At 42.3% G+C, this 13,471-nt stretch carries 13 protein-coding genes; 11 read left to right on the top strand and 2 right to left on the bottom strand.

Going from position 1 to position 13,471, the window contains the following annotated elements; genetic code table 11:
- Positions 1–2,510: D-2-hydroxyglutarate dehydrogenase YdiJ (gene ydiJ / locus B7C60_RS14765; protein ID WP_245869517.1), on the bottom strand; the 2,510-nt coding region annotated here is incomplete at its 3' end.
- A gap of 326 nt (positions 2,511–2,836) precedes the next feature.
- Here ydiJ and B7C60_RS14760 point away from each other — a divergent pair.
- The 6 genes from B7C60_RS14760 to B7C60_RS14735 all read left to right on the top strand — a co-directional run bounded on the left by B7C60_RS14760 (position 2,837) and on the right by B7C60_RS14735 (position 7,897).
- Positions 2,837–3,520, top strand: a complete 684-nt coding sequence (locus B7C60_RS14760; protein WP_099612314.1) for a DUF3334 family protein — start codon at positions 2,837–2,839, stop codon at positions 3,518–3,520.
- A gap of 189 nt (positions 3,521–3,709) precedes the next feature.
- The gene (locus B7C60_RS14755) at positions 3,710–4,393 is read left to right on the top strand and encodes a DUF2786 domain-containing protein (RefSeq protein WP_099612313.1); all 684 of its coding nucleotides are present in this window, start codon (positions 3,710–3,712) and stop codon (positions 4,391–4,393) included.
- A 217-nt stretch (positions 4,394–4,610) separates the two neighbouring features.
- Complete coding sequence (locus tag B7C60_RS14750) at positions 4,611–5,591, top strand: J domain-containing protein (protein ID WP_099612312.1); 981 nt, start codon at positions 4,611–4,613, stop codon at positions 5,589–5,591.
- A 159-nt stretch (positions 5,592–5,750) separates the two neighbouring features.
- Complete coding sequence (locus B7C60_RS14745; protein WP_099612311.1) at positions 5,751–5,936, top strand: hypothetical protein; 186 nt, start codon at positions 5,751–5,753, stop codon at positions 5,934–5,936.
- Positions 5,937–6,220: 284 nt separating this feature from the next.
- Positions 6,221–6,631: a hypothetical protein gene (locus B7C60_RS14740; RefSeq protein ID WP_245869516.1), complete on the top strand. Its 411-nt coding sequence runs from the start codon at positions 6,221–6,223 to the stop codon at positions 6,629–6,631.
- Between the two features lie 162 nt (positions 6,632–6,793).
- A complete protein-coding gene (locus B7C60_RS14735) occupies positions 6,794–7,897 on the top strand; it encodes a phosphoribosylaminoimidazolesuccinocarboxamide synthase (RefSeq protein ID WP_099612310.1) in 1,104 nt (367 codons plus the stop codon).
- A 134-nt stretch (positions 7,898–8,031) separates the two neighbouring features.
- Here the strand turns inward: B7C60_RS14735 and B7C60_RS14730 are convergent, their stop codons facing one another.
- Positions 8,032–8,409, bottom strand: a complete 378-nt coding sequence (locus tag B7C60_RS14730) for a transporter (protein ID WP_170886952.1) — start codon at positions 8,407–8,409, stop codon at positions 8,032–8,034.
- A gap of 643 nt (positions 8,410–9,052) precedes the next feature.
- Between B7C60_RS14730 and B7C60_RS14725 the strand changes: the two genes are divergently transcribed.
- The 5 genes from B7C60_RS14725 to B7C60_RS19580 all read left to right on the top strand — a co-directional run.
- Positions 9,053–10,741, top strand: a complete 1,689-nt coding sequence (locus tag B7C60_RS14725) for an NAD-dependent malic enzyme (RefSeq protein WP_099612308.1) — start codon at positions 9,053–9,055, stop codon at positions 10,739–10,741.
- Between the two features lie 114 nt (positions 10,742–10,855).
- Entirely contained in the window at positions 10,856–11,179 is a 324-nt protein-coding gene (locus B7C60_RS14720) for a DUF3392 domain-containing protein (protein ID WP_161427630.1), read from the top strand.
- Positions 11,152–11,886: a SanA/YdcF family protein gene (locus B7C60_RS14715; protein WP_099612307.1), complete on the top strand. Its 735-nt coding sequence runs from the start codon at positions 11,152–11,154 to the stop codon at positions 11,884–11,886. The genes B7C60_RS14720 and B7C60_RS14715 overlap by 28 nt, the downstream gene beginning before the upstream one ends.
- Positions 11,887–11,954: 68 nt before the next feature.
- Complete coding sequence (locus B7C60_RS14710; RefSeq protein WP_099612306.1) at positions 11,955–12,779, top strand: DUF2797 domain-containing protein; 825 nt, start codon at positions 11,955–11,957, stop codon at positions 12,777–12,779.
- Between the two features lie 106 nt (positions 12,780–12,885).
- Positions 12,886–13,471 (top strand): MATE family efflux transporter (locus B7C60_RS19580; protein WP_245869515.1); only part of this gene is annotated, 586 nt, incomplete at its 3' end.

The following is a 13,471-nucleotide window of genomic DNA, read 5'->3' as shown; positions in this document are numbered from 1 at the left end:
GTTGAACGAAATTGCTTCAGGAACCCTTTGATATGCTGCGCCTTACCATTGGGTTTAAAGGGTAATAAAATAGGATTTTTACCTAATTTAACCAACAGAGCGATAAAGTCTTCAACCACTCCCGCATCATAATAGCTCGTAAATGGATCTTGAACGATAATAACGTGCTGCTCACGTTCTTGTTGACTCAACGACATCAAATGTTGCATATCAAAAGCAAGCAGCGGGTGGCGACGTATTCGAGCGGCTAACGTAGGCACTGATAATAACGGTGTATCCACATAACCAACGGTCTTGGCGGTTAAACTTCTTACCCATTTTTGAGCGACAACACCATTCACGACTCTAGGCGCTTTAGCCATTATAGGGAGCAGGGTTTCGATATTCGCCACTAAATAGTCTTTCACTGGACGAGGATAGCGCGAATGATAAATATTCAGAAAACGTGAGCGAAAACTAGGAACATCGACTTTAATGGGGCACTGGCTAGCGCACGCTTTACAGGCTAGACAACCATTCATAGCTTCATACACTTCATGAGAGAAATCATACTGACGATGCTTTTGTATTCCATGGCGTACGCGGTCAAGCAACGTTTTTATCGTCGCGGTTTTCTGTAATGTTTGCTGTTCTAAATCTAGAATATCAATGCCTTGCTCGGTCAATTGACGCAACCACTCACGCACTAATCCTGCGCGACCTTTTGGAGAATGACGTCTATCGGCAGTAACCTTCATTGATGGGCACATCGGGGAACTGGTGTCGTAGTTAAAACACAAACCATTGCCGTTGCATTCCATCGCTTGTTTAAAGCTATCACGGACTTTGACATCAATTTGTCGGTCAAAATAACCACGTTTAGTACCTGATACTTTAACCAACTCAAAATTGCTATTGAGCGGGGTACAGATTTTACCCGGATTCATTTTATTATGTGGGTCGAAAGCCGCCTTAACCCGCCGAAGTTCGGTAAATAATTCTTCGCCAAAAAATTCAGGCCCATACTCTGAACGATACCCTTTACCGTGCTCACCCCACATTAAACCGCCATATTTAGCGACTAATTTCACGACCTCGTCCGACACTTCATGCATCAATAGCTCTTGCTTTGGATCGCACAAATCCAATGCCGGGCGTACATGTAATACACCGGCATCGACATGACCAAACATACCGTAGGCGAGACCTTTACCATCAAGCAACGCTCGAAACTCAGCAATAAAATCGGCAAGATGTTCCGGAGGAACACACGTATCTTCAGTAAACGCGACAGGTTTGGCTCGCCCTTTTTCTGCTCCCAACAAGCCGACCGCTTTTTTACGCATATTGTAAATTCGATTAACACTAGCGAGATCACTGCACACTTGATAGCCAATAATACCAGCTTGCTGATTCGCCATCATATCGTCTAGCCGCGCAGTCAATTGAGTGACCAAAGCGCTCACCGTGCTTTCATCATGATCGGCATATTCCACCATGTTAATCCCTTGCATTTCTTTGCCAGGGACATCGGTAAGGAGATCGTTAACACTGTGCCAAACGATATCCTCTTTTGCTAAATTAAGCACTTTAGAATCGACCGTTTCTACTGAAAGGGCATTCGCTTCCACCATCAACGGCGCATTGCGCAACGCTGAATCAAAACTGTCATATTTTACATTAACTAACGTACGAGCTTTAGGAATTGGAGTGAGATTCAGTTTTGCTTCAGTAATAAAAACCAAAGAACCTTCAGCCCCGCATAATACGCGGGTGAGATTAAACTGGTCGTTCTGTTCATTAATGGCATTTTTTAGATCATAACCGGTTAAAAAACGGTTTAAGGGTGGAAATTTTGCGAGAATTTGCTCTCGATGACGACGACAAACGTCTTCTGTCACCCGCTTGGCAATAAAGGCATACTCTCCCTCTTTCGGCTCGCCCCGTGACCCATCAGTTTCCCAAATAGAACCATCGGCAAACACCGCTTGCAGCGAAAGTACATGATCGGAGGTTTTACCATACTTGAGTGAACCTTGCCCGGAAGCATCCGTGTTGATCATCCCGCCGAGAGTTGCTCGATTACTGGTTGAAAGATCAGGCGAGAAAAAAAAGCCGAATGGACGCACTGCGTCATTTAGTTGATCTTTGATCACTCCCGCTTGTACTCTCACCCATCCCTGCTCAGGATTGATTTCAAGTATTTGATTCATATAGCGAGAAAGATCAACCACAACCCCTTTGGTTAATGACTGACCATTAGTACCCGTCCCACCGCCACGCGGGGAGAAGGTTACTCGTTCAAATTCTGCCTTAACACTAATTTTACCAATCAGTGAGGCGTCATGCGTGGACTTTGGATAAATAACCGCTTGTGGTAACTGTTGATAAACACTGTTGTCGGTCGACATTGCTAAGCGGCTTGCATACTGTGTTTCTATATCACCGCTAAAACCTGCCGTTTTAAGCTCATGTAAAAACGTTAACACAACAGGGTCAACATCAGATTGAAGATGAAGTCTTGGTAACATTTGCTTCCTGCCCGTACTACGCTGATCCAATCAGCATTGGCTTATGGGTTAGTTTGATTTTATTCTTTGAATCTGATCACTTTACAACATTTAAAAAGGTGATCAAATCAGAATCTCTGCTACACATCCGTTGAAAGGGTATTTTCTTGTGTTATGACCTGTTTATATCGCCAAACATTTGCAAATGTCCGTTGACAACCCACCCATAACCAGACATAAACGCTATGATTATAAAATGTGCGCAGCTATCTGGCTGCTTACTACCTACTAAACGAGGAAAAGGATCATCCCATTTCCGCTAAAAATGAGTCTCTACGGGTGTAGTTATGAAAAAGAATAAAATTGTTACCACAGAAGACATCTTACTAAAACTTTGCCAATCCGTTTCTTCGGTGCTGTCAGCTGCGACAGATACCCATATCACCTATTCTGCAATGGTACAGAAGATTAGCAAAACCTCACTCAAACCAGATTTTGGCTGTTTTGTCTTATTTGATGGCGGATTTTCAGGTTTAGTCGTGATTAACTTTACCGCCAAAGCCGCCTTGGAAGTCTATTCTCAATATATGCGAAATATGGGCATACCCGAGGAAGAACTTGCTGTGTTACACACATCCGATGAAGTGGGAGATGTGTTAGGCGAATTAATGAACCAGTTAGTGGGTGATTTCACTAACAAGGTGCGTAAAGAACTACAAACCAATATTACTCAAAATCAGCCCAAAATGTTGTCATTAAATAAGCAAGTTATCTTATCGGTAGACACTAATCTCGACCGACCACAAGCTCGTCGTGTTACATTCTCTACTGAAAATAACCATATTTTTTATTTAGAACTTGCTATGGATAAAACGGAATTTATTCAATTAGAAGAATTTGAGGTACAAGATGATGAAAGCCCAGATTCCATCCTAGAGGCAACTCGGCAAAAAATGTCATCCGAACCGAAAAAAACCGAAACGCCTAATGCAGACTTGGCTTCCGATTTGCTCGATGAACTCGGCCTATAATAGGCTCAACATCGTTAGATAATCATGAGCGGTTGTCCTTTTCATCATATGACTATCGCTCACTCCCCTCTTCTTGCATAAATAACAGTTGAGTCAGTATATGTCTGGCCTACTGTGCTTTAATTTCTGCAATAAAAACGGTAAAATGTCTGACTTTTCTCAACGCCATGGAACCGTTTTTATAACTCGATGGATAAACAAAAAGCCTTAAAGAAAATTGCCAAATGCCTTGAATTAGGCAATTCAGCTAATGTGAATGAAGCCGCGAATGCTATCAAGATGGCTCATCGGCTTATGCTCAAGTATGGTCTAGATAAAGACGATATTGAGTTTATTAAAATGGGGAAAACACAATCAACTCACTTACTCCCCGCCTCTATTAGCGCTGGAATTCTGCGTGTGATTCGAGGCATCAATACTAAATTTGGCGTCGAGGCGGTATTACTTAATCACAAAGGCTTAAAGCGGGTTGAATTTATTGGTGAAGCCGATCGTGCCATCTTTGCCGCCTTTGCTTTTGACATTATCTACCGTGAAATGAATGAACAAACGGGACAATTTCGTAACAGTTTCGCAGGCAGTGGAACTCCCACCAGTGAAGTCTCGCGTCGAGTTAACTCATTTCTATCAGGTTGGGTTGAAGGCGCTTTAGAAAAACTACCGACCATCACGCCTGATGAAGACTCAACCAATAAAATTAATAATTATATTGATAAAGAATTTCAAAATATTGATAGAGAAACCTTTAAACAGCAGCTCAAAGAGGCTATGAAAAATCTAACGGCTGACTATGAAGTGGGATTAAAAAAAGGACGAAAAGTATCCGTAAATCGCCCCATCGACGGTGCACAAACACCGAAGTTATTAAAGTAATCGGGTTTATGAGTTCTAGACATTAGCCGCTGATACGATGACGCACTAAAACAGCTCACTCAAGTAAGTGACTTAATCTCATTCACAAAGCCCTATTTGGGCTTTTTGCTATTCTCACTACCCTATAGGAAATAATAGGCTAAAAAATTCTATAATCAGCTAAGGTCACCAAAATCACTGTAGCTTCAAGTCGCAAGGGTATCAAATGAAACCGTTGATGTCACAACTCCTCATATTACTGATGCTGATTCCCTCTCTCAGCCACGCTAACCAAGTGCAATTATGGCAAAGCCAAACAAGACAAAGTAACACCCAACCTACGCAATACACCTCACACACCAGCGTCGAGCACCACACAACACCAGATAATCTCTATCAGCTAGAGCAAGCCGCGCAGCAAGGAGACACATCAGCGATGGAGCAATTAGCTGATCACTATTTAGCTGATACTCATCAGCCAATGCACACAGCGCAAGCACTACGTTGGCTGATTAAGTTAGCAAATTTAGGCAATACTCAAGCTGCCATGACCATTGGTGAAATGTACCAACGGGATGTTCCTTTCCCTGAAGCATTAACAATGGCGGAACTTTGGCTCTATAGCGTTGCCGATCGCGACCCTGAAGCCGAACGTCATTATTCTTTGATTTTACAAAAGAAATTCAACCGGCAACGAGCAAAACAGATTGCCAATATTAACGCATTAGAGCAAGCAAACGTCGATTCAGGCTTACAAACATTACCAACTCCTGATATCTCACAACGTAGCCCTGCTAATTCATCAAAGACTTATCCGCTGATCATTGGCTTACTACTGATAATTATTGCTGCGACGCTGTCATGGTCTTTTTTACTGAAACCTGATTTGCGCTTATCTAGCACACTTCCGAGTAACCAAATAGAACAATTACATCAGCAATTACGTGGACAAGCTCAAATGATCCAGCAACAAAAACAGCAATTAAATAAGCTTTATCGAGAGCTTTCTCGTCGTCAGCAGAAAGATGGCGAACAACAATGGAAACTCGCCTGTGCCTTGTTTGGCTTTAATCCAGACCAACTCCCGAATGAACGTATGATTAAAGCACGCTATAAGCAACTTTCAAAAATTTATCACCCAGACTCACAAGGCAGCAATGCTGAAATGCAAAGGCTTAACGAATCACTCAAACTAATACTACAAAAAACCAACAAATAAATGCAGATCAGGTACTAAACTTGTTTAACTCTCCCGTTTCTTTGAATTAATTTTGTAATCCTACCGATTCTTGTCGAAAAAAATAACAAAAAGTTAACTTAATGCTGCTTTTATGTGATAATACGCCGCGATAAAAACCAAGATGATCAAGGTGGGAAAATGTTTAATAGCGAAGGCATGTGTGACTGGTGTAAGCAACTAGGATTACTGACCAAACATGAATATATTGATGGAAAAGCCCATTATGCTTGCCACCGTTGTCATGACTTAGCACGAATGGATGTACGGCTATTTAATTTAGCTGAAATTGCCCAGCAGCAACGGCGAGCAACACAACAGATATAAAAAGCGCCACATGGCGTTTTTTTGTACTGCAAGCTCCGATATTTACTGGCATGTAAATAACGACAGATCGATACCCCCACACGAGAAATTTCTACTTGATCACAAAATAAGATTTTCTTCTCTCTTTACGACAAAAAATAACCTGCCTTATTTATCAATAGAATAAAGAAAAATACTTACTCCAAAAGCCATTTTAGAATGGATAAGATAGCGACGCATGGCTTGATCCAGATAACAATTCATAATACTGTATAAACATACAGCATGTATTAAAGGACAGTATTATGCTCAACACTAATTTCGTCCCCTCTCTTATGATTGGTGGAAATGCTTCAACGGCCTCTTACCCAACACCATCTGCCGTTTATGGTGGAATAAACGATAGAGTCATGATGCGATTGGCTAAACTGTCACAACAAAAACAATGGATTTTTTATACTGCGCAATGCCCTCGTCCCCAATATCATCAATTAGCGGCTTATCAAATCCAATGTGAAAAAATTATCCACTTAAAAGCCTCTCAGACCCGATCTGAAATTGAAATCGTGATGAAAGCGATTCAATCAAACAATGCAAGCGCTATTATTGCCTCTGGCGATATTGATCTCATCAGTCAAAAACTACTGGCACATATGGCAGTCGAGCATCAATGTGAGGTTTTTTTCCTAACCTCATCGACACGCGCCTTCCATTAAAATCGCAACATACCGGAAAGAGACAGCAACCAAAGCAATCGTTTGCTTTTTTCTGGCGAACATCAATAATTCTGGTATGATGCGCTCTGTGACCAAGGCAGTTGTCCTGATGCCGACTGCTTTCTTTTCTCTACGACGTTTAACCCAGATAGGAATGTCTCAATGAGCCTTGCTGATCAAGTTCTTGCCGTCAATGACGACCTCCCCATTCGTACCCATCACCCCGTTCATAGCGGTAAAGTTCGCTCTGTTTACTGGCTAACGGAACAAGATAGTAAACGTCTGATTCAGCAAAAGGGCTACCCCATTGCTGAAGATGCCCCTCTAGCTATTATGGTCATCAGTGATCGGATATCCGCTTTTGACTGCATTTGGCATGCGGAGGGAGGCGTTCATGGTGTTCCCGGCAAGGGAGCAGCTCTAAATGCCATTTCAAATCATTGGTTTAACCTGTTTAAGCAGCAAGGTTTGGCTGATAGCCACATTGTCGACATTCCTCATCCATTGGTGTGGATCGTTCAAAAAGCCAAACCGATCAAAATTGAAGCGATTTGCCGTCAATATATTACCGGCTCCATGTGGCGAGCCTATGAAAAAGGGGGACGAGAATTCTGTGGTATCGCTTTACCTGAGGGGTTAAAAAAAGATACCGCGCTACCCGAGTTGTTGATTACCCCTTCCACGAAAGGGATTTTAAAAGGCATTCCCGGCGTACCAGAAGCGGATGATGTTAATGTGACACGGCAAGACATTGAAGCAAATTTTGCCGCCTTCAACTTTAACCAAGCATCTGATATTAATCTCTATGAAAACCTTTTAAAACAAGGCTTTACTGCCATTAGCCATGCATTAAAAGAAATTGGACAAATCTTTGTTGATACTAAGTTTGAATTTGGCTATGTCACTGATGTTCATGGACAAGAAAAATTGATTTACATGGATGAAGTAGGAACCCCCGACTCATCGCGAATTTGGGATGAATACCACTACCAATCTGGAAAAATTGTCGAAAACTCTAAAGAGGGCTTTCGTCAATTCTTACTCAACTATTTTTCAGATCCCGATATTTTATTAAACAAAGAGCGGATGCTAGAACGAGAAGCACTTGCTCGTGATAACGCGCTCCCACTGGAGGCTTTCATGGCTATCTCTCATGTCTATCTTGGTATCGCAGAAAAAATTGTAGGGCATCCTATTGAATTAAGTACAAATCCTAAGCAAGAAATTATCGATATTTTACGCGATCAATATGGATTAATTGACTAATGCCACACCCAATAAGGTGAAACAAGGAAACTGGGTGAAATGACCGTAATAAGTAATTTCACCCTATTGAATACCGTTTGGCTTAAGCTGGCGATTTTTATTTGAATCGAGAATACGGTTCACATGCAACACCCTTATAAAGTAATCATAAATTCATCTCTCTCTAACGCTTGAATCTGAGCGGCACTTTTTTCTTGAATCAAAGTGATTTGCTCCGGCTCAAGTGCATAGGGCATAACCAATTTTAGCTCTTCAATCCCTTCTAATTTGGCCAATTTAAGTAACGTAATTAAGTTGGTTTCGTCACTTCTACGAGTAGATAAACGCCGTAACGCCATCTCCCATAGCCGCTCTTCCTGAGTTTGGCTGAGTTTGACGGTATCTTGCCAAACCGTACCAAAGATTGGGGAAAAGGATAATAAAGCTTCTGAAAAGGTCCATTTTTTACGACAAGATACACCTAAAAAATTGGTGTAATCAAACACTACAGCGATGCGTTGTGATGGGTCCATATCTGCCTCGATCTCAATAGTATCCTAACCTCCTTACTATTATGCAGACTTGCTTATATATCAATGTGATATATAAAAACAATCTTCTATGCTTATAAATTGAATCTAAGCGGAATATAAAAACCAATACAGTAACAAGCCGTGTACAAATTCACCTCAATATGTGTCTGGTTGATTAATATTTTCGTTGATGAAAGAAATTTATACAATATCAACCACTCGACTTACTTTTTAAATTGCGCTCGGTAGCGTTCCCAATGCGGTAATTCCCTACGTTTTAGTACCATTTTCCGTAACCCACTTTGGTAGATAACATAAACCCACTTACGCTTAAGATGGTACTCCACTGAGAGTTGTAAATCGCCATTGCCTAAAGCTTTTTTTCGCTGTGCTCTGCGGATAAAAAATCGTCACGTAGCGGTTGGATCGGGAGATCAGACTGAGTCACAAGAATGTCGCACAAAAAGAGGCTAATAATAACGGAAAATGCGTTATTTTTCGTCCTTTTTATTACTTCCTTAGTGGTTATTAGCCGGAATTAACATAATCAATCGAAGGTTAGCTCTTGTCTATTTACAAGCGAGTCGATCAGCCGTTATCATTTTTGAGTTCCTTGTTCCCATCTACCCTACATAGGCCAAAAATGAATAACGATAAACGTCCGCTTTATATTCCTTATGCAGGCCCAGCCCTGCTTAGTACTCCTCTATTAAACAAAGGTAGCGCTTTTAGTGCAGAAGAACGGGCTTCTTTTAACTTGGAAGGTTTATTACCAGAATCAACAGAAACGATCCAAGAGCAAGTGGTGCGTGCTTATCAACAATACTGCAGCTTTGAAAGCGATATGGATAAGCACATCTATCTACGTAATATCCAAGATACTAACGAAACCTTATTTTATCGTTTAGTCCAGAATCATATTTCAGAAATGATGCCGATTATCTATACGCCAACGGTAGGCGCAGCATGTGAAAACTTTTCTAATATTTATCGGCGCGGGCGTGGGCTGTTTATTTCCTATGCCAATCGTGATCGGATTGATGATCTACTAAATAATGCAGCCAATCATAATGTTAAAGTGATCGTGGTTACTGACGGTGAACGTATTTTAGGGCTTGGTGACCAAGGGATTGGTGGCATGGGCATTCCCATCGGTAAGTTATCCCTTTATACCGCGTGTGGTGGGATCAGCCCAGCCTATACACTGCCCATCGTATTAGATGTTGGCACAAATAATCCACAGCGTCTGGCAGATCCTATGTACATGGGCTGGCGTCATCCACGCATTACCGGCATTGAATACGACAATTTTGTGGAAGACTTTATTCAAGCCGTACAACGTCGTTGGCCTGAAGCCTTAGTTCAATTTGAAGACTTTGCGCAAAAAAATGCCATGCCTTTACTCGAACGTTATAAAAACCGTATTTGCTGCTTTAATGATGATATTCAAGGAACAGCAGCCATTACCGTCGGTTCACTTCTTGCGGCATGTAAAGCGGCGGGGAGTAAATTGTCTGAACAACGCATTACCTTCTTAGGTGCAGGCTCAGCAGGCTGTGGTATTGCTGAAGCGATCATTGCTCAAATGGTTTCTGAAGGGATTGATGATACGCAAGCTCGCTCTCAAGTTTATATGGTCGACCGTTGGGGATTATTAGAAGAAGGGATGCCTAATTTACTCGACTTCCAACAACGCCTAGTGCAGAAAAAATCCAATACCAAGAAATGGAAATCGGAAGGCAACGGCTATTCGTTACTTGATGTCGTTCAGCAAGCCAAACCCACCGTCCTCGTTGGCGTGTCCGGCGCACCAGGCCTGTTTAGTGAAGACATCATCAAAGCCATGCATGCTCATTGCCCTCGCCCGATTGTCTTCCCACTGTCAAACCCAACCAGCCGGGTAGAAGCGACACCTTCCGATATTATTCGCTGGACCAATGGTGAAGCATTGGTTGCCACTGGCAGCCCATTTGATCCGGTATTGCATGACGGAAAAACCTATCCCATCGCACAGTGCAATAATAGTTATATCTTTCCAGGAATAGGCTTGGGTGTTCTGGCTGTTGGAGCAAAACGTGTGACCGATGAAATGTTAATGGAATCAAGCCGCGCCCTCGCACGCTGCTCCCCACTCGCCATCCATGGTCATGGGCCATTGCTACCTCCGTTAGAGTCAATTCATTCAGTATCGAAAAAAATCGCGGTTGCCGTCGCGAAAAAGGCCATTGAACAAGGCGTTGCTTTAGAAATGACGGATGAAGCTTTAGAGATTGCCATCGAGCAACATTTCTGGCAGCCTTCCTATCGTCGCTATAAACGTACTGCTTTTTAATCAGATTCACGAGCGGTTGAATATTTGAGTGAGGTGACATAGAGCGCATCACTCAACCTTAAGATTGTTTGCGATAAGCCCCGTTTCTGGGGCTTTTGTAACTAGAGGATCAATATGCTGAGTTTTTTTGCCCCAGCTGGACACTATATCGCCCCATACCTTGCTGAAATCTCGATGGCATTCATTGCCTGTTTTCTGGTTATGTTGGGAGGTGAAATTAATGCAATCCTACGTCGAGTGATGCTTAACCAACACTTTATTGTGCGAACATTAGCCTTTATCGCACTCAATGCATTTGGTTACGGCTTACTCATTGTAAAAGCTAGCCCTTACTTAGCTCGGACATTGTCTCATTTAGAGCGAGGCATGATGTTTAGTCTTGTTATCATCAGCTTTATTGTGATAGGCCTATGGGCACAAAAAAACCGTCAAATTTAGCACTTATCCAATTGTGCCGCCGACTTAGAATCGGTTCAAAATTACGCACCGGCGCTACGATGCTGGCCTTACTAAGCTTAGTATTTGTGATTGTGATTTTGACGCTTGATCGCTGGATCAGTTGGCAAGCGGATACTCAGATCATCAATGATACTCAGCAATTACCTCATTTTGAGGTCGCTGTAGTACTCGGCACCAGTAAATATCTTGGCCGAACCCTTAATGATTATTATCGCCACCGAATCGAGACGGCGATTGCACTGTATCAACAGCAAAAAGTGACCCATTTTTTACTCAGTGGTGATAATGCACACCGTTCTTATAACGAACCGTGGACAATGAAACGAGATCTACTCAAAGCTGGTGTACCGGATGAAGCCATCTATCTTGATTATGCTGGATTTAGGACACTCGATTCGATTGTGCGCGCTAAGCGTATTTTTGAAACGGATGATTTTTTGATCATCACTCAACGCTTTCACTGCGAACGAGCCCTATTTATTGCTAAACACCATCACATTAACGCAACCTGTCTTGCGGTTCCTGGCCCAACCCACTATTCTGGCTTTAAAGTGCGTCTGCGAGAAGTTTTTGCCAGAACGAAAGCTTTTTTAGATCTTTATCTATTTGATACTCAACCTAAGTTTTTAGGCCCTAAAGAGCCTATAAAGTTAGACAAAACCACTACAGCGCCTATACCGGATTAATTTTTTTAATCCTAACCCCCATTGAGCCAAGCTAATAAAAACCATCCATTAACCTAATGAGTCATGTCATGTCTTTCACTGTTCGTGGCGTATTAAATAAAATGCGCACCCACCTTAATCCTCAAGTTCAATATCAACTCCCGGTTGGCGAACACCTTATCGATCTCAATCCCTTGATTGGTAAAACACTGACCCTACAGCATACAGGTCATATTTATTGCTGTGCCTGCGGAAAGAAAACCAAAAAAAGTTATTCACAAGGCCATTGCTTTCTTTGTATGAAAAAACTAGCCAGTTGTGACATGTGCATCATGAAACCAGAAACGTGCCATTTTGATCAAGGTACTTGCCGAGAGCCCGAATGGGCACAGACTCATTGCATGGTTGACCACTATGTTTACCTTGCAAATACTTCGAGCTTAAAAGTGGGCATTACCCGCCACAACCAAATTCCGACACGTTGGATTGACCAAGGAGCAACACAAGGGTTGGCTATCTACCAAGTGAAAAACCGCCATATTTCCGGATTGATTGAAATCGAACTTGCCAAGCATATCGCCGATAAAACCAACTGGCGGACTTTATTAAAAAAAGAAGGGAAACCTCTTCCCTTACTTGAACAAGCAGAAACACTCAAACCGCTCTTAGCTGACACGGTTACCAACATTAAGCAACAGTTTGGTAAGGATGCGGTAACGGAAATTTATCACACCATAACGGATATTGAGTATCCTGTTCAGCAACACCCAGAGAAAATAATATCACATAATTTTGATAAACAGCCGCTCATCACTGGCCGTTTGCAAGGAATCAAAGGTCAATATTTGATGTTTGATACTGGAGCTATCAATATCCGAAAGTTTACCTCTTATGAAGTAGAAGTGAGTGCTTAACCAACGGGTAAGCTCGATCATTAACCATCAAACAATGCTTAAATTTTGAGTGCGATGAAACGGCCCCACATGGCCTCACATACAACAAAATTTAATGAGAGATAGCATGATAAATTTACAACAATCATCTGTAGCAAAAGCTTTTTGGCATTATACCTTACCGTCTATTGCTGCACTCATGGTCAGTGGCACCTATCAAATTGTCGATGGTATCTTTGTTGGCCATTTTATCGGAGGCGATGGCCTTGCGGCTATTAGCCTCGCTTGGCCATTTGTGGGGGTTTTACTTGCGTTTGGAATGATGGTAGGCATGGGGGCCGGTGCTCACGCGTCACTAAAAATGGGAGCAGGGCAGCGCCTGCAAGCTAATGGTTATTTGATGCATGCTTTACTACTATTATTAGTAATTGGACTGCCACTGGGCTTGTTACTACATTTTTTGAGTCCCAATTTTTTGCATTTACAAGGAGCCGAAGGTGGCGCTTATACACAAGGGACTCGTTATCTTTACTGGATGATGATTGGCGCTCCCGTGGTCTTGGGTAGCATCGCCCTGCCACTATTAGTCCGTAATGCTGGCGCACCACGCTTAGCGACCATCGCGATGGCCATAGGCGCTCTCGGTAATATCGCACTCGATGCGCTGTTTATTGGCTATTTTCAATTAGGGCTGCAAGGAGCGGCTTTTGCAA

Source organism: Vibrio fujianensis (assembly GCF_002749895.1).
Taxonomy (GTDB): domain Bacteria; phylum Pseudomonadota; class Gammaproteobacteria; order Enterobacterales; family Vibrionaceae; genus Vibrio; species Vibrio fujianensis.
This window is presented reverse-complemented; position numbering and strand designations above follow the sequence as displayed.